This window comes from Mesorhizobium sp. L-2-11, assembly GCF_016756595.1.
Classification (GTDB): domain Bacteria; phylum Pseudomonadota; class Alphaproteobacteria; order Rhizobiales; family Rhizobiaceae; genus Mesorhizobium.
Map to the genome: position 1 here is coordinate 2,293,948 of NZ_AP023257.1, position 22,556 is coordinate 2,316,503.

At 63.7% G+C, this 22,556-nt stretch carries 23 protein-coding genes; 8 read left to right on the forward strand and 15 right to left on the reverse strand.

Annotated features, from left to right (window positions below; all coding sequences use genetic code 11):
- The first annotated feature begins 624 nt into the window (after positions 1-624).
- Positions 625-1,035: a hypothetical protein gene (locus tag JG739_RS11005; protein ID WP_202366487.1), complete on the forward strand. Its 411-nt coding sequence runs from the start codon at positions 625-627 to the stop codon at positions 1,033-1,035.
- 230 nt (positions 1,036-1,265) lie between these two features.
- On the opposite strand, the gene JG739_RS11010 is transcribed toward JG739_RS11005, so the two are convergent.
- Together JG739_RS11010 and JG739_RS11015 are read right to left on the reverse strand one after the other, a co-directional pair.
- A complete protein-coding gene (locus tag JG739_RS11010) occupies positions 1,266-2,159 on the reverse strand; it encodes an aldo/keto reductase (RefSeq protein WP_244749808.1) in 894 nt (297 codons plus the stop codon).
- Positions 2,160-2,263: 104 nt separating this feature from the next.
- Entirely contained in the window at positions 2,264-3,112 is an 849-nt protein-coding gene (locus tag JG739_RS11015) for a helix-turn-helix domain-containing protein (protein WP_202366488.1), read from the reverse strand.
- On the opposite strand from JG739_RS11015, the gene JG739_RS11020 reads away from it, so the two are divergent.
- The 3 genes from JG739_RS11020 to JG739_RS11030 all read left to right on the forward strand — a co-directional run bounded on the left by JG739_RS11020 (position 3,111) and on the right by JG739_RS11030 (position 4,854).
- Positions 3,111-3,446 (forward strand): hypothetical protein, encoded by a 336-nt coding sequence (locus JG739_RS11020; RefSeq protein WP_202366489.1) that lies wholly within the window; start codon positions 3,111-3,113, stop codon positions 3,444-3,446. The genes JG739_RS11015 and JG739_RS11020 overlap by 2 nt on opposite strands.
- A 451-nt stretch (positions 3,447-3,897) precedes the next feature.
- Positions 3,898-4,587 (forward strand): hypothetical protein, encoded by a 690-nt coding sequence (locus JG739_RS11025; protein WP_202366490.1) that lies wholly within the window; start codon positions 3,898-3,900, stop codon positions 4,585-4,587.
- A 45-nt stretch (positions 4,588-4,632) separates the two neighbouring features.
- On the forward strand, positions 4,633-4,854 hold the full coding sequence (locus tag JG739_RS11030) for a hypothetical protein (RefSeq protein WP_202366491.1): 222 nt from the start codon (positions 4,633-4,635) through the stop codon (positions 4,852-4,854).
- Between the two features lie 129 nt (positions 4,855-4,983).
- On the opposite strand, the gene JG739_RS11035 is transcribed toward JG739_RS11030, so the two are convergent.
- From JG739_RS11035 to JG739_RS11080, 10 genes are all read right to left on the reverse strand, one after another.
- A complete protein-coding gene (locus JG739_RS11035) occupies positions 4,984-6,000 on the reverse strand; it encodes a formate dehydrogenase subunit gamma (protein ID WP_202366492.1) in 1,017 nt (338 codons plus the stop codon).
- A gap of 54 nt (positions 6,001-6,054) precedes the next feature.
- Positions 6,055-6,651 carry a formate dehydrogenase FDH3 subunit beta gene (gene fdh3B, locus JG739_RS11040; protein WP_202366493.1) on the reverse strand — a complete coding sequence of 199 codons (597 nt, stop codon included), beginning with the start codon at positions 6,649-6,651 and terminating at the stop codon, positions 6,055-6,057.
- 13 nt (positions 6,652-6,664) lie between these two features.
- Positions 6,665-9,577, reverse strand: coding sequence for a formate dehydrogenase subunit alpha (locus JG739_RS11045; protein ID WP_202366494.1), 2,913 nt, complete (start codon positions 9,575-9,577; stop codon positions 6,665-6,667).
- A gap of 7 nt (positions 9,578-9,584) precedes the next feature.
- Positions 9,585-9,803: a formate dehydrogenase gene (locus JG739_RS11050; protein WP_202366495.1), complete on the reverse strand. Its 219-nt coding sequence runs from the start codon at positions 9,801-9,803 to the stop codon at positions 9,585-9,587.
- A gap of 33 nt (positions 9,804-9,836) precedes the next feature.
- Complete coding sequence (locus JG739_RS11055; protein WP_202366496.1) at positions 9,837-10,508, reverse strand: TorD/DmsD family molecular chaperone; 672 nt, start codon at positions 10,506-10,508, stop codon at positions 9,837-9,839.
- Between the two features lie 103 nt (positions 10,509-10,611).
- Complete coding sequence (locus tag JG739_RS11060) at positions 10,612-11,307, reverse strand: DUF3306 domain-containing protein (RefSeq protein WP_202366497.1); 696 nt, start codon at positions 11,305-11,307, stop codon at positions 10,612-10,614.
- Positions 11,304-11,816, reverse strand: a complete 513-nt coding sequence (locus JG739_RS11065) for a DUF3305 domain-containing protein (RefSeq protein WP_202366498.1) — start codon at positions 11,814-11,816, stop codon at positions 11,304-11,306. The genes JG739_RS11060 and JG739_RS11065 overlap by 4 nt, the downstream gene beginning before the upstream one ends.
- Positions 11,817-11,828: 12 nt before the next feature.
- Complete coding sequence (locus JG739_RS11070) at positions 11,829-12,845, reverse strand: DUF6352 family protein (RefSeq protein WP_202366499.1); 1,017 nt, start codon at positions 12,843-12,845, stop codon at positions 11,829-11,831.
- The gene (locus JG739_RS11075; protein ID WP_202366500.1) at positions 12,842-13,384 is read right to left on the reverse strand and encodes a DUF6505 family protein; all 543 of its coding nucleotides are present in this window, start codon (positions 13,382-13,384) and stop codon (positions 12,842-12,844) included. Before JG739_RS11075 ends, JG739_RS11070 begins: the two co-directional genes overlap by 4 nt.
- Complete coding sequence (locus JG739_RS11080; protein ID WP_202366501.1) at positions 13,375-14,112, reverse strand: biotin/lipoate--protein ligase family protein; 738 nt, start codon at positions 14,110-14,112, stop codon at positions 13,375-13,377. Before JG739_RS11080 ends, JG739_RS11075 begins: the two co-directional genes overlap by 10 nt.
- A gap of 101 nt (positions 14,113-14,213) precedes the next feature.
- On the opposite strand from JG739_RS11080, the gene JG739_RS11085 reads away from it, so the two are divergent.
- A complete protein-coding gene (locus JG739_RS11085) occupies positions 14,214-16,253 on the forward strand; it encodes a 4Fe-4S binding protein (protein WP_202366502.1) in 2,040 nt (679 codons plus the stop codon).
- A 3-nt stretch (positions 16,254-16,256) separates the two neighbouring features.
- On the opposite strand, the gene JG739_RS11090 is transcribed toward JG739_RS11085, so the two are convergent.
- The gene (locus JG739_RS11090; RefSeq protein WP_202366503.1) at positions 16,257-17,543 is read right to left on the reverse strand and encodes a hypothetical protein; all 1,287 of its coding nucleotides are present in this window, start codon (positions 17,541-17,543) and stop codon (positions 16,257-16,259) included.
- A 109-nt stretch (positions 17,544-17,652) separates the two neighbouring features.
- On the opposite strand from JG739_RS11090, the gene JG739_RS11095 reads away from it, so the two are divergent.
- The 3 genes from JG739_RS11095 to JG739_RS11105 all read left to right on the forward strand — a co-directional run bounded on the left by JG739_RS11095 (position 17,653) and on the right by JG739_RS11105 (position 21,042).
- Positions 17,653-17,859 carry a DUF6494 family protein gene (locus JG739_RS11095; RefSeq protein ID WP_128180972.1) on the forward strand — a complete coding sequence of 69 codons (207 nt, stop codon included), beginning with the start codon at positions 17,653-17,655 and terminating at the stop codon, positions 17,857-17,859.
- 107 nt (positions 17,860-17,966) lie between these two features.
- Positions 17,967-19,094, forward strand: coding sequence for a molybdopterin-binding protein (locus tag JG739_RS11100; protein ID WP_202366504.1), 1,128 nt, complete (start codon positions 17,967-17,969; stop codon positions 19,092-19,094).
- A gap of 7 nt (positions 19,095-19,101) precedes the next feature.
- Positions 19,102-21,042 carry a molybdopterin biosynthesis protein gene (locus JG739_RS11105; RefSeq protein ID WP_202366505.1) on the forward strand — a complete coding sequence of 647 codons (1,941 nt, stop codon included), beginning with the start codon at positions 19,102-19,104 and terminating at the stop codon, positions 21,040-21,042.
- On the opposite strand, the gene mobA is transcribed toward JG739_RS11105, so the two are convergent.
- Together mobA and JG739_RS11115 are read right to left on the reverse strand one after the other, a co-directional pair.
- The gene (mobA, locus tag JG739_RS11110; protein WP_202366506.1) at positions 21,039-21,671 is read right to left on the reverse strand and encodes a molybdenum cofactor guanylyltransferase MobA; all 633 of its coding nucleotides are present in this window, start codon (positions 21,669-21,671) and stop codon (positions 21,039-21,041) included. The genes JG739_RS11105 and mobA overlap by 4 nt on opposite strands.
- Positions 21,661-22,554, reverse strand: coding sequence for a formate dehydrogenase accessory sulfurtransferase FdhD (locus JG739_RS11115; protein ID WP_202366507.1), 894 nt, complete (start codon positions 22,552-22,554; stop codon positions 21,661-21,663). The genes mobA and JG739_RS11115 overlap by 11 nt, the downstream gene beginning before the upstream one ends.
- Positions 22,555-22,556: the final 2 nt, after the last annotated feature.

Genomic DNA, 22,556 nt, shown 5'->3' on the forward strand with positions numbered 1-22,556 from the left:
CGAGGGGGGAGATTGGCAGCTTCGCTGACGGCGCCTATTCATCAACGTTGGACAATGGCGAAAGCCGCAATGACGGCTGATCTCCCCCCAAGTGGGGGAGATGTCCGGCAGGACAGAGGGGGGCGCGAAGGATCGCTACAGATCTGAATTATGCTGGGCCCTTAGCATTCTTCGGCTGAGGTAACGGCATGGATCCCAAGGTCTGCGCGCGTCGCTTCGCTCCTTGCTTGCCCTGGGATGGCGAAGTGGAGGGGTGTTTCGGCCAATCTCCAACGTTGCGATCTGCCACTGAGATTTGCCACAGACGGGGATTACTGACGTTCGCTGCCGATCGGCTCGACCTGTTAAAACTACTGTGTCGAGGAACTGATGTAAGGGGGTCGTCGTCGGTGCTATCCGTCGGCGATTGCGCCGCGGAAATTCTCTATCGTGGCCCTGCATAGGGCGATCGCTCCACAGCGCTGCTGGGTCTGATATTCGCGATGAACGAGAAGGGCCGTTTCTCAGATGAAGCGCAACGACACGTATCGGGGTGGCTTGCTGTGCAAAATTTCTTGAGAGGCCGACGCGCCAGGTCTAGGTAGCGTTTTCCATACGTTTATTTTCCAGACTGTCGGAGTTCTCATGTCGTCGATCGTCACCGCCCTGCCTGATTGCCTGCGCTCGGTCGAACGCCCCGGCGACTTCTGCGTTGGCGGCCTGCGGGAAATCTTCACGCCGACGATCGACGTGGAGGGGGTGGGCAGGATCGCCTTCCCGCTTCCGGAGGCGCAGGCCGAGCGGCTGGTCGCCGTAGCCGAGGCGGCACCCCATGGACGCGGCGAGGAAACGGTGCTCGATCGCGACGTGCGCAGAACCTGGCAGATCGACCCGCGCAGGATCCAGATCGGCGGGCGTAGTTGGGAGACTACGCTGGCCGAGCTCGTCACCGACGCGGCCCGCGGCCTTGGCGTCGAAGAGCCGGTCGCGGCGGAGTTCTATAAGCTTCTCGTCTTGCCCGCGTTTGCGGCAGGCGCGGCGGTAATTGCCAGCTGAAAAGTAGCTGGCAATTTCGGTCAGGGCAAAGCCGCAGAACTGTACGACACAATACCGGAAGATTTCCAATTCTGGTCCACGAAAAAGACAATGGAATCAATATTGCGAGCACGCCCGCCGAGGAAAGGGCGAGTTCTGCCTGCTCTCAAGCTCTATTGCCTCTCGTTCCTCAATCAGCTTCGTGCAGCCATGCATGGTCCAGCTATTTGACGGCCATCGAGCAGCCCGGACTAAGTCTTGGGTGGCGCCTCCACGCCGGACATTGCGAGAACCGGGGGAGGAAGCCGAGCGCCTTCGATCTTGACCGCAGCCACGTCAGCATTGAGCCGGTGCAGCTCGTCCTGCGTAAAGGTGATGGCAGCGGCCGCAATGTTCTCGTCGAGGTGGGCGGCCTTCGTTGTACCGGGGATCGGCACGATGAACGGCTTCTGTGCCAGCAGCCAGGCCAGCGCCAGCTGGGCGGGTTTGACCTGCTTGCGTTGCGCCCACGTCCGCACGACTTCGACGAGCGCCATGTTCGCCGCCAAGGCATCCTCAGCCATGCGGGGAACCCAGGCGCGGAAGTCTCGCTCGGGGTCGTCGCCAAAGCGGCTTTCTGCCGTAATCGTGCCGGTCAGGAAACCATAGCCCAGCGGAGCCCAGCTCACGAAGCCGATGCCCAGTTCCTCGCACAGAGGCAGCACGTCGGTCTCGGGACCACGCCAGACCATCGAATATTCGTTCTGGATTGCGGCGAGCGGCAGAACCGCGTGCGCGCGTCGGATGGTCTCCAGTCCCGGCTCCGAGAGCCCGAAATGCAGAACCTTGCCCTCGGCGACGAGATCCTTGACCGCGCCGGCGACATCTTCGATCGGCACCCGCGGGTCGACGCGGTGCTGGTAGAGCACGTCGATCCGGTCGGTGCGCAGGCGGCGCAAGCTGCCTTCGACGGCGCGCTTGATGTGCTCGGGCCGGCTGTTCAGGCCCTCTCCGATTTTGCCGGTCTCAAGATCAACGTTGAAGCCGAACTTACTCTCCAGAACGACGGTTTCGCGCAGCCCCTGCAGCGCATCGCCAACGATCTCCTCCGAAATGAAGGGTCCATACACTTCCGCCGTATCGATGAGGGTGACGCCTTGGTCCACCGCGCGCCTGATAAGCGCAACGGCGGCGGAGCGATCTATGGGGCTGCCGAAATAATCCTGGGCGGTGCCGTCGTCAGGGCCAGGTTTCCACTGGCATCCGAGCCCTACGGAAAACACTTCGAGGGCACCCAGCTTGCGGGGCTGGCTCGCGGGTTGCGGGCTGGCCTGCCAAGCGAAGACAGCAGCCAGGGGGCAACGCCGAGAAAAGCTGCCGACGCCAGAAATTGCCGCCGCTGCGGGTTGTCAATGTTTGAGGGAGACTGATTGGCTCGGTGAGATTTCGTCATGTCACGATCCTCGGGATAGGCATGAGGCCGGCGCGGATGTTCGGTGCGGCCGCCGGCCTCAAAGGGTGGTTTGCTGAAGATAAGCACGGCCGGCGCTACGGACAGGGTCGATTCTTGCTCACTTCGGTGCCGGATCGACTGGGCCCGCGCCTGCCCGCCTACGTCCGATGGCGGCACGCCGTACTGCCGCCGGAACAGTTGACGGAAATGATGCAGGTTCAAGAACCCCGCAGCAGCAGCCGCCTGCGGCACGGTTGCCTGGGTCGACCGCAGAGCGTGAAACGCTCGATCCAGTCGACTTACGGTCACAAAGCGATGCGGTGGCATGCCGAAGGTGTTGGCAAAACTGCGCGCGAAGTGAAACGGGCTGAGTGCGGCCGCCTCGGCAAGATCTCCCAAGGTCAGGGGTTTGTCGGCGGTGTCCAGCACCAGTTCCACCACACGCTGACGCCGCCGCGCGTCAAGCGTTCGCCGGATACCCTCGCGGCCACCGAAGTGCCGTCGCAGCACCTGGGCATAGGCGGCGCGAACCAGTGTCTCGGCCTCCAGGTCCGACATCGGTATCCACCCGCGCAGGGCGGCGCGCAGCCTGGTCGCAACCGCCTGGATGATCGGATCCTGCCAGCCATGCACGTCGTCGAGATCGGCGTGGCTTTCGACATGCATGTCCCGCGCCATCTCGCTGCGTAGCCCGGGCGCCCCGGTGATTTCCAGAACGTCGGAGGGTGAGTCCGTCTCCAACCAGGCGATCGGCGTGTCGCCGCCAAGCCCGATTGTCATAGGCGGCACGGGCCGCGGCCTTGCAGCGCCATCGGCTACGCGCACAACGGCAGCCGCCTGGCCTGTGAAAGCCATGCCGATCGACCCGGGCGCCGACGTCGAGTCGATCTCGCCGTCGCGCCATGCCGGCAAAAGGCAATGCGCCAATCGGAAGGTTTTGCTTTCCCGGCGGATGATCTCGGGTTGCGCGCGGCTGGTCATCCTTCGGCTTTCCCGCTGACGTGGTGGGCGAAACGGCCGCCTGAGCGGCTCCGCGGCTAAAATACGCCGCTGATTTGCGGCATTTTTCCGTCCGCGGCCTTTCTCATCGGTCGCCTAAAACGGCAGAATGACTGCGCTGTCAAACACGTTGCCCACGGCGCGGCGGTCGATAAGAGAGAGCGACCAAATGCGCCTGCTTGATCGCCTCGCGATTCCTGCTTACCGCACGATCCGCAAATTCGCCCGCCGCCTCATCTGATCGCGCTTTTCCTTGCGATGATCGATCGCCCTCGCGATGTCGATTGCCATCCGCTTTCTGTTGGCTCGCCCACGTAGTCGTCAGTCACCGTCATCGAGGATAGCGGTGGCCGAATTGCGAGGCAGGCTCGCAATCCCATGGATCGTTCTGGCAGCTTCTAACGTTATGTTGTCACCGAGGCGGGTGATTTCATTAGGGAAGGAGCAAAGCGATGAAAAAAATGCTTCTCGCAGGAATCGTTGCCCTGTCGGCGTCAACATCGCTGGCGCAGACGAGCACTGCCCCCGAGCCCGCGCCTCCAGCGGCTGCAACGCCCGCTGCCCAGCAGCCAGGCGGGCCTGCAAATCTCTGCCAGGAGCTCCTCGCTTTCATGAAGGCGCCTGCCGAAGCGGCTAGCCCGACCGCTGCTGCCCCAGCTCAGCAGTCTGGCACATCTTCCACCAGCGCAGCCGCGCCCGCCAAGCCCGAGACCGGGACGGGCTCGGCGCAGAAAATTACCGGGCAGGCTGGGGTTGCCAGCGATGCTCCACAACCAAGCAAGGAGAAGGTGGCCAGCGGATCGGTGACGAACGCGCCCCAGAAGGAAAGCAGGGCCGCGCCGGTGCCCCCCTCCGATACGTCGAGCACTCCCAAGGATTCGGTGATCAATGCCGCGAAAGCGGAGGAACTGGCCGCCGCCAATGACATCGCACAATGCCAGAAGACCGCGCGGCAAATGCGAGTGGCCGGTGTCGCCATGCCGCCGCCGTTGCTTGCACTGGCGGCACTCGACCTGCAGTATCAGCAAAAGTCCGGTGCGGCCCCTCAGGGATCTGGCAGTCCATCTGTGACGGGGCAGGATCCAGCGCCGCAGACTCCAGCGCCGCAGACTCCAGCGCCGCAGACGCCACCGCCACAATGAGAACATGACTGCGGAACTTTGAGCAGGTGAAAGGGAGAAGGCGGGATGGGTATGATCTTGACCGGAATTGTCGTTTCGATCGCAATTGCGTTCGGGGCCGGCTATTTTCTTCTGAGCGCGCAGCAGCAACAGCCAGCATGGCAGGTTTACAGCAGCGAGAGCACTCGCGTGGGCGATCCAGGGCACAATCTGGTCGGTCAAAACTGGACGGGCGAGCCGGGCGCCAACTCCACGGCAGCCGCGGGCGGCGAGGAGACGCCTTCCTAGCTGAGCTATATCCGGGCTGGATCTGCGCTGGCGGGCATGGATTTCGAGGCCGCGCAATGAAGGCCTGCGAGCACGCCAAAAAATGCCCGGACCAGTGGTCCGGGCATTTCGATTTGTGCGCAGAAGCTATTATTCGGCCGCTTCGGCCGCCGAGCGCGGCGGTATCGCACCTTTGTCCGCCTGTCTTTCGACCCAAAGACTATGATGCTGCTTCGCCCAGTTCACATCGACCGTGCCCGAGCCCATTGCTTCATAGGCGCCTTCCATGCCGAGCGTGCCGATATAGATGTGAGCGATGATAACAGCGATCAGGATTATGCCCACAGTCGCATGAATATACTGGGCCGTCTGCATGCCGTTTATGTCGGTGAATGCGAACGGGAACAGCATGAATATGCCGGATACCGACAGCGCAATTCCACCGAGCACGACGGCCCAGAAAATGAGCTTCTGGCCGGTGTTGAAACGTCCGGCCGGCGGATGCGTCCTGTTGGTTTTGTCGAAGAAACCGCCGCCGACCTTGAGCCAATGCGCGTCATGGCGATCGGGAAGATTGTCCCAGATCCATGTCACCAGCATGACCAATATGCCGAGCATGAACGCCCAGGAGACGAAGTCGTGGGCGTATTTCGCCCAAATCGACCAGGTTGAAAATGCATCGGCGCCGATCAGCGGCATCAGCAGACGCTTGCCGAAGATAAAATTCAGGCCGGTGATGGCCAGGATGATGAACGCCGTGGCGGTCATCCAGTGGGTCAGCCGCTCAAGAGCATTGAAGCGCAAAATCCTGACATTCGATTCGGGCGCCAGTGTGCGGATGCGGCCCCTGTAGAAATAAAACAGCGCCAGCAGCAGCAAAATGCCTGTTATCGCGATACCGCCGATCCACGGCAGCCAGCCCTCGTGGAAGCCGCGGTAATCACGGCCTTGCGGTTGCTCGAGCAAGCCGGCTGCCGTATTGGGCAGGGTGACGCGCCCCTCGATCTTCTGCAGCTCATCAAGAAGCTGCTGTTCGCTGACCGCCTGTGCGGTCGGGTTGCTGCCGGATGGGGTTTGCGCGTACACCGGCGCGGCGACCAGCAGCGTGAGCGCCATGAACGCTGCGATAGCCTGCGGTATCAGTCGACCAAGCCTGTTGTCCGGCATTTCTGCGTCCTCCGTGATAGCTCCGCTTGCGCCCGCGACGAGCCCGACTGCCTCCTAGACGTCAATGGTTTCCCGATAGGCCGTCTGCCAGCCCCAGGCTCCCGAACCATAGCCACGCTGTGTCACACGCTCCTTGTAGATCGCCGCGATGATCTCCCCGTCGCCGGCCAGGAGCGACTTGGTTGAACACATTTCGGCGCAAAGCGGCAGCTTGCCTTCAGCCAGCCGGTTGGCTCCATATTTGGCATATTCGATTTCGGTGGAATCTCCTTCCGGGCCCGCCGCGCAGAAGGTGCATTTGTCCATCTTGCCGCGCGAACCGAAATTGCTGACGCGCGGATATTGCGGCGCGCCGAACGGGCAGGCGTAGAAGCAGTAGCCGCACCCGATGCATAGATCCTTGGAGTGGAGCACCACGGCGTCCGCCGTGGTGTAGAAGCAGTCGACCGGACAGACCGCCGCGCAAGGCGCATCGGTGCAATGCATGCACGCCATCGAGACGGAGCGTTCGCCGGGCTTGCCATCATTGATGGTGACGACGCGGCGGCGATTGATGCCCCAGGGCACGTCGTGCTCGTTCTTGCAGGCGGTGACGCAGGCGTTGCATTCGATGCAGCGGTCGGCGTCACAAAGGAATTTCATCCTGGCCATTTTTTCCTCCCACTCACGCAGCCTGGACCTGACAGAGCGTGGCCTTCGGCTCCTGCATGTTTGTCACGGGATCGTAACCGTAGGTGGTGATGGTGTTGGCGCTTTCGCCGAGGACGTAGGGATCCGTGCCCTCGGGATAGTTGCCCCGCAGGTCCTTGCCTTGGAACCAGCCGCCGAAATGGAACGGCATGAAGGCCACGCCCTTGCCGACACGCTCCGTCACCAAGGCCTTTACCCGGGCACGAGAATTGGTCTCGGCGCCGGTCACCCACACCCAGCCGCCATCGGAGATGCCGCGTTCGGCGGCATCGGCCGGGTTGATCTCCAGGAACATCTCCTGCTGCAACTCGGCGAGCCACCTGTTCGACCGCGTTTCCTCGCCGCCGCCCTCGTATTCGACAAGCCGGCCCGAGGTGAGGATCAACGGGAAATCCCTGGCGATGCCCTTTTCGATGGCCGCCTGCTGCACCGTGAAGCCCATGTTCGGCACCCGGAACTGCATGGCATCGGGAAGGGTCGGATACTTTTCGACCAGGTCGACCCGGGCCGTATAGATCGGCTCGCGGTGGGTGGGGACGGGATCGGGCAGGTTCCACGCAACCGCGCGTGCCTTACCGTTGCCATAGGGATGGCACCCATGGCTGAGCACGACACGCTGGATGCCGCCGGAAAGATCGGTCGACCACGAGACCTTGTTGATGTCGCCGCCGATCTTCTCGATCATACTCAGTTCCTCCGGCATCAGATCGGCGTCCCAGCCGAGCTTCTTCAGGACGGCCATGGTGAATTCCGGATAGCCGTCGGTGAGCTCTGAGCCCTTGGTGTAAGATCCTTCCGCGAGAAGGGTCTTGCCATTCCGCTCTACGCCAAAGCGGGCGCGGAATGGGCTGCCGCCATCCATGACGTGCAGACTCGGATTATAGAGGTTCGGGGTGCCGGGGTGGCGCAGTTCCGGCTTGCCCCAGCATGGCCACGGCAGGCCGTAATAGTCGCCGCCGACTTCAGGATCGTCCTTCGGCGCGCGCAAGGTCACCAGGTCGAACTTGTGCTGGTTCTTCATATGCGCTTTGAGACGCTCGGGGGACTGGCCGCAATAACCTGTCGACCAACCGCCGCGATTCATCTCGCGCAATATATCTTCGGGCACCGGCCGGTCACCTTCGACGGCGATGTTCTTGAACATCTGTTCGGCATAACCGAACTTCTGCGCCATGCGGTAGACGACCTGATAGTCGTCCTTCTGCTCGAATGAAGGCGCGACGATCTGTTCGCCCCATTGTATCGAGCGGTTGGAGGCGACGCGCGAGCCCGATGTCTCGAACTGCGTGCATACCGGCAAAAGGTAGGTGTTTTCCGTGCGTCCCGCCTGGACGGCGAGCGCGGCCCAGGTGGTCGGATGCGGGTCGGCCACGACCAGAAGGTCGAGCTTTGCCAGCCCCTTCACGGATTCGGGGATACGCGTGATGCTGTTGCTTGCGTGTCCCTGGACGAACATGGCCCGCAGATTGTCCCTCTGCTCGATCTCGTCCTTCGGCAACAATGTCGCGTCGAACCAGCGCGTCAGCGGGATGCCGGGCGTTTCCATGATGTCCTTGGATTCGAACCGCGACAGCAGGTCCTCATAACTGACCTCCCAGACCCGCGCCCAATGGTTCCATGCGCCTTCCGTCAGGCCGTAATAGAAGGGCAGGGTGACCACATCGAGCCCGATATCGGTCGCCCCCTGCACATTGTCGTGGCCGCGAAAGATGTTGGCGCCGGCGCCGGGCTTACCGATATTGCCGGTGGCAAGGCACAGGATGCAGCTTGCGCGCACATTGGCGGTGCCGACCGTGTGCTGCGTTTGCCCCATGCACCAGATCAGTGTGGCCGGCTTCTGCGTTGCGAACAGCTCGGCGACGCGTTTCAATTGTTCACCGGGCACGCCGGAAATGCGTTCGACCTCGTCAGGCGGGTATTTCTCCACCTCCTTGCGGACCTCGTCCATGCCGTAGACGCGCTGGGCGATGAACTCCTTGTCCTCCCAGCCGTTCTGGAAGATGTGCCAGAGCATGCCCCATAGAACCGCTATGTCGGTGCCCGGCCGCAGACGAACATACTCGGTCGCGTGAGCGGCGGTGCGGGTGAAGCGCGGATCAATGACGACGAAGTTGGCGTGGTTGAGCTCCTTGCCCTCCAGGAGGTGTTGCAAGGAGATGGGATGCGCTTCCGCCGGATTGCCGCCCATGATGACCATGGTCTTTGAGTTGCGGATGTCATTGAAGGAGTTCGTCATCGCGCCGTAACCCCAGGTGTTGGCCACGCCGGAGACGGTCGTCGAATGGCAGATACGCGCCTGGTGATCCTGATTGTTGGTTCCCCAGAAGGCGGCGAGCTTGCGGAACAGGTAAGTGCCTTCGTTGGAAAACTTGGCAGAGCCCATCCAATAGACGGAATCCGGGCCCGAGGCCTGGCGGATCTCCATCATCTTGTCGCCGATTCCATTGATCGCTTCGTCCCAGGAGATGCGCTCCCATCGGCCGCCGACGAGCTTCATCGGGTATTTCAGCCGGCGGTCGCTGTGTACGAGCTCGCGTACGCTTGCTCCCTTCGCGCAATGCGAGCCGCGGTTGATCGGGCTGTCCCACGAAGGCTCCTGACCGGTCCAAACTCCGTTCTGGACTTCGGCGGTAACGGTGCAGCCGACCGCGCAATGCGTGCAGACGCTTTTTTTCAGTTCTATGGGCACGCCTGGCTGCGGCGGACTGATCGCCGCCGCCTTCTGAACAGTGCCGAGTTGGAACGACCCGAGTGCAGCCATTCCGCCGGCCGCGAGACCGGAACGGCGAAGGAAGGTTCGCCGGTCGATGGGAGCGGAGGCGACCGTACCCATCAGTGTGTGCAATCTTGTGCGGCTCGCCTGACCGCTCTTGCGCTTGGTCAGCATGGCGCCCTCATTTCTTCAACGTCTCATAACCGTTCACACGGTAGAATGCCTTGACGTGCTCGGTCTCGCGGTAGCGGGCCCTCGTCTCCTCCTCACCGGGATCGTAAGCTTGCGCTTCTCCTGGGGTGAGCGCCACGGCGGCGGCGGCCACGGCGGTGGTGGATGCGCCGCCGAAGGCGCGAAGGAAATTGCGGCGGTTCATTGCCGTCTGTTTGTTTTCCTGCATCTGCCTTCCTCCCTATGCGTCGACGCGATCAGGTCACGAGCTTGGTCGCGCCTCCATGGCAAAACCTTCGGCTTCGATGTCGATGAAAATCCGCCCCAACGCGCCGACTGCCCGGTAAAACCTGGCCGAGGCGGCGTTTTCCAGATCGGCGAAAAAGCGGCTCGCCCAGGGCGCGATGTGACGTTCAAAGAAGTCCCGCTCCTCGCCGGCGGGAACCACGAAATGTTTGGCGGCAAAGCCGCTCATGATCTCGAATAGCGTGCCGAGATGATCCTCCGGGTCAAAATGACCGTCCGCGCGTTCAAGGCCGAGGCGCCTCATGTCCGCGCGCAGACGGGCAAGCGGCCGTTCGTTGAGGAAGCCGGTCAGGTAGTATGAGGCGTAGGGAAGGAGTTCGCCGCGCCCGACCCCGATGAAGAGCTCGAAATACTCGCGAGTGACGGCAACCGGAGAGGCCGAAGAAGCGGCTTGGCCGAGTGCGGCATGAGCCTTGCCTAGCGGGGTCTCGGCGTCGCCGCGCAACCCGGAAAGCCGCGCCATGAGGTTTGCATCCGGAGCGGCCAGCAGAAGCGTGGCGAGCAGCGCATACTCATCCGCGCGTGCGCTGTTCACGTCGTCGACGTCAGCATCTTTTACGCCGGGAACCAGAGCGTCAGCTCCGCACGACGTGCCGATTGCCTCCTCCAGGCGCAAGTCTGGGTTCATCTACTGACCTCGACCGTGCCCCTCAACGAGTGGGTAAAGTGAATACTAGTCCCCCGCCCGGCAATTGCAACAGCGACTGTGTCAAATTGGCCACAAATCCAGATCAGCGCGGCATGGCGCCGCCATGGCGCCGCTGGCTATCGATCGGCGATGATTCCGCGGCGCCGGCTCCTTCGTCACGGTCGGTGGCGGTGCCGGCGACGTCGGTCGAAGGGGATTGGGCGTTTGCCGGTTCGATCGAACTGTCGGGCGTGGTAGCCGACGAGCCGTCGGGTGCTGCGTTCGCGTCTTCGTCCGCCGTGACGGCGCTGGCCGCCGGCGCCTTCTCCGGCGCCTCCAAAGCCGCGGCCGCGCGTGCCGGATCGACCGGATTGCCGCCGCTCGACAGGAAATCCACGACAGGTTCGCTGGATGCTTTCAGGGGGCCGAACCCCGCCATCGAGCCTGGCTTATTGAAGTCCCAGGCATATTCGGAAGGCCCGATATAATCGCGGATTGCCGGATCGAGCGACCACATCTTGCGCAATGCGGCGCGCTTCAACATTTTGGGCACGCCTTTGCGCAAAAAGGCTGAAAGGTCGCTTTGGGCGGTCAAGTCCCCGATACGGGGGAGGGGCTCGGCAGGTTGGGCGCCCTCCGGCTCCGCAATTGCAGGTGCAAGCTGCTCGCCGATATCGGCTGGCACCGCATCTGCCTCAGGCGCAGGCTGACCCTTCTGCGGCCCCGCAGTCGAACTGTAACGCGCCGCCTGTTTCAGGCGCGACCAGCGGGCGAAGACATTGTCGCGTCCCGCGCTCATTCGGCATCATCCATCGTTCCCGAACGAGGACCGCGCCTCGCCAGGGCATCTGCGTCCGCCCGATTGCGCTGGCGTTTGATGAAAGGACGCTCGACATGATGCTTCTCGACAAAGGCGGCCAGCCATTGCTGAAGCTCGATCGGCATCGGCACGGCCTCGATGATGTCGGTGCCAACCTCCGTCCGCGATTCAGTTTCGTAAGGGTCGGCGGTCACCAGGTGCAGCGCAACCCCCGGTGGAGATTCAGTCGACCGGAGCGCGATCCAAAGGCTGGGCCGCCCCGAATGGAGGTTGTCCCGGTACATGCCCGTGTCGCACCCGAAGAGCTCAAGTTCGAAAGTTCCGGCATAAAAGCGCGTCAGCCCGTCGGTTTCGTGCAGCACCGTCCATGGCGCCGCGCTCGGCGCGCCCGGCAGCACGGACACAGGCATCCAGCCATGGTCGACCCAGGGATTGTCCAGAGCCCGTCGCTCGACGATCACCCCGACTTCCCAAGTCTCCCGAACCATGCGCAGTTCCTCCTAATTCACCGTCCCCGGGGCGCGAAACGGCAGGCCGGCGACGAGGTTCTGCGGCTTCATACGGATCGTTCGGTCGGGGGTCATGGCCATTATCAGCCAGACGGGCCTGGCGCCCACCTGCGGCAGTACTTCACCTGTGTCGGAGAAGGTGAGCCGGAACAGTGCAATGACGCGCTTTGCAGCCTCCGGGTCAAGTTCATTGCCGGCCCAGAGCGTATTGCCGATGCGGGTCGCTTCGGCGTCGAGGCCGACGAACCAGGCCCAGTCATCGTCCTCGATCCGCTCCACCGGCTCGATCTCGACGTCCACCGCAACAAGATGGCGAATCCAGATCTCCATTGCGGTGGCAAGGCCGCGCCGGGCCGGACTGCGCGCGTTGCCGAGCTTAAGCACCATATCGAAAGCGTCGCTCCTGGCGAAGTAACGCTCGGAATTATTCTCGTCGAGTATCTCCAGTTCCGTGACAGCTGGGCCACCAAGCATGCCGAGGAGCGGCGAGGCATGGCGGTTCTGTTCATGCCGTTCAATGGTTTCGGCATCGGCGAGAAGCACAGCCCCCTCGTGAGACGTCACCCGTTGCGGCCGGTAAAACAGCTCCGCGGCTCGCACCACGCAGGCGTCGTGCTGACCATCCAGCGCATTGCGCAGGACGACCTGCGCAAGCTGGTTCATGAACAGCGGCGGGATATTTTCGGCCGAGCCGCGCGCCAGCGCGAGATATGCGGCCTCGAGTGAGGGGGCGTCCAGAACATGGTCGCGAAAGGCAATCATGAACTCCCAGTTCTCGCGCGCATCCGGGTCCGCCAAGGCGGCGATCTCCTGCTTTGCGACCGGCCGGCGCGGGTGATGCATCAAAAGTTCGTGATGCAGGCGCAACTCCGCCGGGCAGGCGGTCGCCGGGGGGAGAAGCTCTGGCCGCGCAAAATACGCCTTCAGAAAGGAGTCGGTCACCAGCAGGCGCCCGGCCTCATCCCTGTCGAGAAGGTGATGACCTGACGAAACCCAGAAATCCTTCACTTCTGCCTCCCGGCCAATGCTAGGAGATCGAACTTTTCCGTCGACGCATCCTCGCCCTCGATTGCGACAAAGCGGAATGCCGTTGCCGGCTCCAGCCGGCTCGCCTTGCGGTGCAGGGTGCGAAAACACTCTCGGGTGCCGGCCTGTTCGCTGGTGCGGTTGACCCCGATCAGCGTGTTTGGCGGGTGGTCGCACAGCGATTGCGCGAATTCTATCTCCTCTTCGGCGGCGGCGCGCGCCGTTTCAATGTCCGGCGCACCGCATCGCATCACAAGCTGCTCGGCCAGCCGATCGACGGCTGCCGCGCGATCATGCGCGGTCGCGTTCGTGACCACGACGAGGGTGGACCAGCCGAAACTGTCAATGCCGAGGAACCCGGCGCGGAATGCCTGCCGTTGCTTGCCGGAAAGCCTGGCCACATCGGCGCCGAAGAATAGGAAGGTGCCGGTCACCGCCCACTCGCCCGGTTCTGCAGCGCGCGAATAGACAAACGTGTCCGATGGATCGAGGCGGATCGTTCGCGGCAGCTTCAAAGCCATGGCGTGCCCGTCATCGGATCGAGCCAGGACGGCCTGGCAAGCGCCTCGGGCAGGCTTCTTCGCTCGCGAAGCCCGTGAGAGGCCGTGTGGGAAATCAGCAGATCGCCGTTGCCGGCAAGCTCTGCATGCTCATCGCCCTTTCGGGGCAGCCGGTCGAGCCAGCGGCTGGCGATCGAGCCGAAGCCGGTGTCGCTCCATTCGTGGAATGCGGCCATCAGATGGCGGGAGAAGCTCGCAACGATCTCACCGGCATCGAGCGCTACGAAGCCGAGTTCGTCAAGCGCGCCAAGCAGCGGACGCAGACCGGGCTCGCCCGCGCGGATGACGGCGGTGCGGATCATGCCGGAGAAGACGATCCAGTCGGGGATTTCGTTCTCCCGTGCCCCTTCCGGCCAGCCCAGGCGGGCGCCGCCGACGAGAACTCCGTCGACGCGAACAGTGTCGGGCCAGTCGAAGGTGATGGGCCGCGACGGCGGAGCATGGACCGCAAGCGCATCGGCAAGTGCGTTCATGCCGGCATAGATCGCGCGACGCGCATTCTCCAGCGGCTCTTCAGGCTCAAGCACCACTGCGAATTCGGCCAGATCGTAACGGCGCACCCAGGCAAGCGTGCCTGCGCCTTCGTTTGGCGCGATAGCGCAGGCGTGCGCAAAGGCGTCACCGGCCTCTCTCAGCGGCACGAGGCTGTAAGGCGGTGGCAGTTGGAGGTCGCTGACAGAGGGCCGCATAGGCCGATCCATATTTTGATGACGGCGACTGTAATGTCTTTATAATACTTCCAGGCAAGAGGCGCTACCGCGTGGACAAGCAAGATGCCACGGGAGTCGGAATGAGCCTGGACAAACCACGCACGGTCCTGGTCTGCTCCTGCGAGCGGAGCATGCCACGCTTCGGCGCCAGCGTCGCCCGCGGATGCAAGGGCGCACGGGTCGAGGCGGGGGACCAGTTCTGCGGCGCGGAACTCGACCGGGTGCGCAGCGCCCTGGGCGGCGGCGAAGCAGTCACCATCAGCTGCACGCAACAGGCGCCGCTTTTCGGCGACCTCGCCGAGGAACTCGGTTTCGCAGGCGATCTGGTTTTCGCAAACATTCGCGAGACGGGCGGCTGGTCGCAGGATGCTGCTGCTGCCGGCCCGAAAGCGGCGGCTCTGCTCGCCATGGCGGCCGAACCCGCTTCGCCACCCGCGCTGGTTACGCTTTCAAGCAATGGTGTCGTCCTGGTCTATGGCTGCGACGCGACGGCGATCGATGCGGGCCGGCAACTCGCCGAAAAGCTGGACGTCACTGTGTTGCTTAGCCGTCCGCGCGATATCGCGCCGCACCGGGTCTGGGATTTTCCCGTCATGCAGGGAACGATCCGGCAAGCGCGCGGCCATCTTGGCGCCTTCGAGCTGACAGTCGACGATTTCGCGGCGCCCATTCCATCTTCGCGCGATCGGCTTGGCTTCGGGATATCGCGGGATGGAGCGGTCTCGAACGCCGACATCATCCTTGATCTCTCCGGCGGGGCTCCGCTTTTTCCTGCTCATGAATTGCGCGACGGCTACGTGAAGGCCGATCCCGGCGATCGCGCCTCCGTTGCCGTTGCGATCGCAAGGGCAGCCGATTTGGTCGGCGAGTTCGACAAGCCGCGCTTCATCGATTTCTCCGCCGATCTGTGCGCCCATTCGAGATCGCGCATCACCGGCTGCACGCGGTGCCTCGACCTTTGCCCGACTGGGGCGATAGCGCCTGCCGGCAACCACGTCGCGATCGATGCGGAAGTATGCGCCGGCTGCGGCAGCTGCGCGGCGGCATGTCCTACGGGCGCTGCCGCCTACGCCGTGCCGGATGCCGAGTCGCTGCTTCGGCGGCTGCGGACGCTTCTTGTCACCTATCGTGAGGCGGGCGGCCTGGATGCGATTGTGCTTTTCCATGATCTCGGCCATGGCGAGCCGCTGATCGACGCACTTGCCCGGTTCGGCGCGGGTCTCCCCGCAAATGTCCTGCCGGTCGCGGTGAACGAGATAACCCAGTTAGGGGTCGAGGCGTGGACCGCGCCGGTCGCCTGGGGCGCTTGCGCCGTAAGGGCGCTGTCGTCGGCCAAGCCAAGGCATGAGCTTACCGGAATTGCCGCAAACATCGCAATCGCCAACCTTTTGAGCCGGTCTCTCGGTTATGGCGCGGAGGTTTGCGGATTGATCGAAGCGGACGACCCCGACATCCTCGCCTCGGCCCTCGACCTGATTACTCCAGGCGCTGCGTCAAGGCGCCCGGCGGCATTCCTGCCGCTCGGCAAGAAGCGCAGCTTGCTGACGAGCACCATGCTCGAGCTACATCGAGCCGCGCCGACGCCAGTCGACCGCGTGGCGTTGCCTGCTGCAGCTCCGTTCGGCGGCCTGGACGTCAATGTCGACGGCTGCACGCTCTGCCTGTCCTGTGTATCGGCCTGTCCAACCGGGGCGCTTTCCGACAGCGAGCAGCAGCCGGCCTTGTATTTTTCCGAGAGCGCCTGCGTGCAGTGCGGCCTTTGCGCCGCGACCTGCCCGGAAAAGGTCATCACCTTGACGCCGCAGGTGGATTTCCAGGCATGGGGCGCTCGCAGCCGGGTCGTGAAGCAAGAGCAGCCGTACAACTGCATCCGCTGCGCAAAGCCGTTCGGCACAAGGAGTACTGTCGAGCGGATCGTCGCCAAGCTCGAAGGCAAACACTGGATGTTTGCAGGCGAGAACGCACGGCGGCTCGACCTTGTACGGATGTGCGACAATTGCCGCGTCGATGCGGCCATGACTGAGGGCTTCGATCCTTATGCAGGCCCTGGTCGCTCGCCGCCGCGAACCACTGAAGACTATCTGCGGGAGCGCAAGGCCTCGAGCGACAAGGCGGTCTGAGCCCTAGTCGGTGCGTGTCTCGGCCTGAAGAAAGCGGATCAGGGCTGCCCGATCCTCGGCGTTGCTGATCGTCTGTTCAGGCATCTTGGTGCCGGGGGTGTAGGCGTTCGGACCCAACTCGAACAGCTCCGACACGGTTTCCGGTGTCCAGACGATGTCCATTTTGCGGAAAGCGGGCGAATAGTGGTAACCCGGCACGGACGCTATTTTGCGCCCGAAAATGCCATGCAGCGTCGGCCCGGCTCGATTGCCGTCGTTCGGGTCGAGCGTATGGCAGGCAACGCAGGCGCGAAATGCTTCCGCGTCCGGATTACCCGCGTATCGGGCCATCGGATCGGTCCTGCCTGCCGCAGCCGCCCCAAGCCGCTCGCCCGTCTCGACGTTCCATTCCCGCACCAGATGGTCGGCGCCGCCAGCCAGAAGCGTCTTGCCGCCAGCCGCGAACGCAAGCGACCATACCGCCACGCCGGACGTGTCGAGAGTGCGGATGGTGGAGAGGCTGATAGCGTCCAGCAACAGGATTCCATCGCCGATGCCGGCGACGGCGAGATAGTTCGCGTCTGGCGTGGCGGCGAGAGCAGTCACCGGTTTGCCCAAGACCGGAATTTCCAGCTGCACTTTGCCGCGCCGGTCGAGCAGCCGTAGCTGCCCGTCCGCACCTGCGACGAGCAGGCGGTCGCCGGACGCTCTTGCAAGCGCGTTGAGCGGCGTCGGCATGATGGCCCGAACCGGCGGCGCCCCAGCCTGGCTCGGCCAAAAGATGACTGTCGCGTCATAGCCGGCGCTGACCAGGGTTGCGTCCGCCAGGAAGGCGAGCGCATTGACGTTTGTACGATGGCCTTCAAGGACGCGCGCTAGCCCACCGGCAAGCGGCCAGAGCCGGACGGTGGTGTCCCAGGACGCCGAAGCCAACATCGATCCGTCGGGTGACAGTTCGAGGTCGGCGACAGGTCCGGTGTGACCCTCCAGAATTTGGGCCGGCTCGCCTCGACCGGTTTGCCAGATCGCGATACGACCATCCGCACCGGCGCTGGCAAAGCGCCCGTTCGGCAGTGCGGCGACGGCAGTTACCTCACCTTCATGAAAGAGCAGCACGTCGCGTGCTTCGCCGGTCTCAAGCGACCAGATGATCGTCCTGGTGTCAAAACTGCCGGTTGCCACCGTCTTTCCGTCCGGTGCTACCGAAATCGCCCGCACCGGACCGCCATGCCCGCGCAGTTCCGCACCATGTGCCGTCGCGCAGGCGAGGAAATCAGCAGCGAGCAAAGCTATTGCGAGCGACTTATGCATTGCGCATCATACGTTTCCGTGTTCCGCTGGTGGGCAGCGCCTTCGCCGGACAGCAGCATGCGATCGCAATCCGCCCAACCGCACCGTCACAGCTATTAGAGGCAATCCTATGACCCAAAACATGGAAACCGATCCGTTCAACGTGTCGATGCGCAAGTTCCTGAAGCAGGTTGGTGTCACCTCGCAGCAGGCGATCGAAAAGGCCGTGGCCGATGCGGGACTGAAAGGGCAGGGGCGCCTGACCGTGAGGGCCGTGATTACGGCTGAACGCGCCGGTCTGCACCACGTCGTCGAAGGCGACATCGACCTTGGCTGAACGGGTTCGGCGGTGCGCCCGGCGCCCCATCGATACCCCACATCAATGGAAGAACCGGACTCCTGAAGTCGGTTGCAAATCGGTTCGCATCTGCCCCATCATCGGACATGATGAGAATGCAGCCTTCCGTCGGCGCGCTGACCGGTCTCGAAGCGGCTCTCGCCGCACTCCTCGACGGGGTGGAGCCGGTTGCGCCCACTCTTCTGCCGCTTGACCAGACGCTTGGGAAGATCGGCGCCGCCATGCCGCCCCTGGCACACGCGCTGCCCATCCACGACACGGCAAAGACAGATGGCTGGGCGTGTCGCGCGCTCGATCTTGCCGGTGCGTCGGCCTATTCGCCGCTGCCGCTCATGGCAATTCCGGTCTGGATAGAGGCAGGCGGCGCCATGCCGGAGGGATGCGATTGCGTGCTCGATGCCGATCTCATCGACTGCAGCCCGATGCCCCAGGCGCTCGAGGAAGCAGCACCAGGCCAGGGCGTGCGACGCGCTGGCGAGGACATGGAGGCGGGCCGACCGCTGATCATTGCAGGGGACAGGCTGTCAGCCGCGGACCTCCTGACAGTGCGAAGTGCAGGGATTGGCGAAATTGCGGTGCGGGCGCCGCAGGTGCGCCTGATCGATGTCGCCGCCCCAACGAGCGATACTTTCACGGGCCATCTTATCGCCGACCTCGCGAGAGCTTCTGGCGCGACGGTGTTGGATATCGAAACGGTTTCGCGCGACGCCAAATCCGTCGCCCAGGCGATTGGGAATGCAGCCGGTGATTTGATCATCCTGATTGGAGGCACCGGTGCGGGGCGCGCCGACGCTACAGCCGACGCGCTTGCCGCGCGTCGGGCGCTCATCGCCCACAACGTCGCGCTACTGCCCGGCCGAACCGCGGCGATCGGCCGGCTCGGAGCGGTCCCGATCATTGCTCTGCCCGGCGCGCCCGATCAGGCCTTTGGAGCCTTTCTGGCGCTGGTTCAGCCGGCTATCGATCACCTGTCGGGCAGGAGCGCCCGGCGACAGACGGTCCTGGCGCTGGAGCGAAAAATCTCCTCCACGGTCGGACTGGCCGAGATCGTCCTCCTGAAGCAGGAACAAGACAGATGGCGGCCGCTTGCGATAGGCGATTTTTCGCTGGAGGCGATCCGCCTGGCGGATGCATGGCTTGCCATTCCAGGCGGCAGTGAGGGGTGGGCCGCGGGAACACCTGTCGGCGCCTTTGTGTTCGACGATCCCAGATGAGTCGGTCATGACCAGATCCACCCGCCAAGATACCGGCCAGGAGCAGTTCCTGACGGTCCTGTCGCGCGACGAGGCGCTCGCCCGTTTCGAGGCCGCGCTATTTCCCAGGACGATCCCGACCGAAGAACTGATGCTGGCGGATGCGCTTGGGCTGGCGCTTGCCGATGATGTCACGGCTCCGATCGACGTGCCGCCCTTCGACCGTTCGAACGTCGATGGTTTTGCCGTGCGCGCCGCCGACATGGTCACCGCGTCGGAGGCGTTTCCTGCCAGGCTCCTGCTCAACCGCGAAACCATCGCCTGCGGTGTCGCCCCGCAAATCCCTGTGTTCGCAGGCACCGCCACCTCGATCTCGACGGGCGGGCCCGTGCCGCGCGGCGCCGACGCCATCGTCATGGTGGAGCACACACAACCAGCCGAAGGCGATGCCATCGAGGTCAGGCGCGGAGCCTCGCCCGGCCAGTTCATCTCGCATGCCGGATCCGATATTGCCCGCGGTGAAGTTCTGCTGCGCGCCGGAACGGTGATCGGCTCGCGAGAAATCGGCATGCTTGCCGCCTGCGGAATTGCGCTGGTGACGGTGGCGCGCAAGCTGCGCGTGGCGGTTTTGTCGACCGGCGACGAACTTGTCCAACCGGGCGACACCCTGCGACCCGCCGGCATTTACGACGCCAATGGCGCAATCGTCAGCGCCGCGATAACTGAAAATGGCGGCCAGGCGAGCTTTCTCGGCGCTTATCCGGATGACGAAGCCACGCTGGAAGCCGCCATGCGCGAGGCGCTGGCCGCGCATGACGTGCTGATAGTGTCGGGTGGGACGTCCAAGGGCGCGGGTGATGTCAGCCACCGCATCGTGAACCGTCTCGGCGCCCCCGGCATCGTTGCCCATGGCGTGGCGCTGAAGCCGGGAAAGCCGCTTTGCCTCGCCGTTTGCGACGGCAAGCCGGTCGTCGCGCTGCCGGGATTCCCGACTTCGGCCATGTTCACCTTCCACGACATGATCGTACCTGTGCTGCGCCGCATGGCGGGCCTGCCGCCTCGGAGCGAAGCGAAGGTCGCGGCCAAGGTTCCGCTGCGTATTCGCTCCGAACTCGGCCGCACGGAGTTCGTCATGGTATCGCTGGTCGAGGGTGAGCAGGGGCTGGTCGCCTATCCCACCGGCAAGGGCTCGGGGGCGATAACGTCCTTTGCCCAGGCCGACGGCTTCATCAGCATTGAAGCTTTAGCCGACCATATGCCTGCCGGAAGCGAGGCGTCGGTGACGCTGTTCACGCCGCACGTCCGTGTTCCCGATCTCGTGGTGATCGGCAGCAATTGCACCGGCCTGGATCTTGTCGTGGGCATTCTGTTTCGCGCCGGCCTGACGGTGCGGTCCATCGCGGTCGGCAGCCTGGGCGGCCTGGCCGCGGCCAAGCGGGGCGAGTGCGATATCGCGCCCATCCACCTCTTTGACTCCAAGACGCAAAGCTACAATGCGCCGTTCCTGAGCGAAGGCCTCGAACTCGTGCAGGGATGGCGACGCATGCAGGGCATCGTCTACCGCCCGGGCGACCTGCGCTTCCAGGGGACCGACCCAGAGGAAGCGGTTCGAGCCGCGCTCGCCGATCCCAATTGCATGATGGTCAACCGCAACCAGGGCTCGGGTACGCGCATCCTGATCGACCAACTGCTCGGTGCGGTGCGTCCCGACGGATATTGGAACCAGCCCCGCTCGCACAATGCCGTCGCGGCGGCCGTCGCGCAGAACCGGGCAGACTGGGGCGTCACCATTGCGCCGGTGGCGCGCTCAGCCGGGCTCGGCTTCATCGCGCTGAAGGAAGAGCATTATGATTTCGCGCTGGTCTCTGTCCGCAAACAGCGACCCGCGGTGCAGGCCTTCCTAACTGCGCTCGCTTCGCCTGAATTCAACGCGGCGGTCGAGCGCATGGGTTTTTCCCGACCGGGTTAAGGGTCGGCAAGGTGCCCAACCAGCCGTTCGGCCTCGGCAAAATCTTCGACCGTGTTGACATTGAAGAAAGGGTCCACCGGCTTGTCCGGCCAGGACGCAGTGGCAACCTGGTAGCGAGCCGTCCACAGGTCGATCTTGCGAACGCCCTCTTCGACGAGCGCATGGCGCAACGCATCGCGCATCGCCACCTGCCACAACCCGACGACAGGATGCGTCCGCCCCGCTGACATCGCCACCGCCAGATCCGCAGCTTTTGCCATGCGCGCCCGATGCAGCCGTTCGACGAGGTCGCGCGGCAAGAAAGGACAGTCCGCTGCGACGCTGACGATCCATTCGACATCGGGCCTGTTCTGCTCAGCCCAGTCTAGGCCCGCAAGCACGCCAGCCAGCGGCCCCAGATAGTTCTCGACCGGGTCGGCGATGACTGGAAGGCGAAAACGGTCGAATCGGGCAGGGTCGCCATTGGCGTTCAGCAAGAGCCCGTCGCATTGCGGGCCGAGGCGCTCGAGGACACGATCGAGGATGGTGAGTCCGTCGATCCGACGCATCGATTTGTCGCCGCCGCCCATGCGCCTTGCGAGCCCCCCGGCGAGAACGACGCCCAGGGTCGGCATCTTTTCATTCCCCATCGGCGGCTCCCTTGCGCCTGTGACGCGGTGCTTCCTCGTCGACGGAAGCGAGGTCCTGGTCGAAGACGATGCGATCCGCGCCCGATAGCACGGCGAACCGCTTGCCGCGTGCCCGACCGACCAGCGTCAGGCCGGCCTGACGCGCCAAATCCACCCCCCAGGCAGTGAAGCCCGAACGCGAGACGAGGATCGGAATGCCCATTCGAACCGTCTTGATCGTCATTTCCGACGTCAGCCTGCCAGTCGTATAAAGGATCTTGTCCGCGGCATCGATGCCGTGGCGATACATCCAGCCGGCGATCTTGTCGACGGCATTGTGGCGCCCGACATCTTCCATATAGCAGATCGGCGTGCCTTCCCTGCAAAGCACGCAGCCATGAATTGCGCCCGCTTCAAGATAGAGCGACGGCGTCGTGTTGATCGTGCGGGTCATCTGGTAAAGCCAGGAGGTGTGCAGTACGGCTGCCGGCAGAGCGGTATTCCCCAGCGCTTCGAGAAGATCGCCGAAAGCCGTCCCCTGCGCGCAGCCTGAAGTCTGCGTCCGTTTCTTGAGCTTCTGCTCGTAATTGGTGTTGCGCTCGGTACGAACGATCACGACCTGCAGGTCGTCGTCATATTCGACTTCGGTTACGACGTCGTCGGATTTGAGCATGTTCTGATTGAGCAGGTAGCCCAGCGCCAGAAATTCGGGGTAGTCGCCGATCGTCATCATCGTGACGATCTCCTGCGCATTCAGATAGAGCGTCAGCGGGCGTTCAACCGGGACGCGGACTTGAACAGCAGCGCCGGTATGATCGATGCCGCTGACCTGCTCGGTCAAACGGATGTCGTCGGGGTTCGGCATGATGATGGCGAGGTCTGGTCGGGTTTTCATTTGCTGCATGG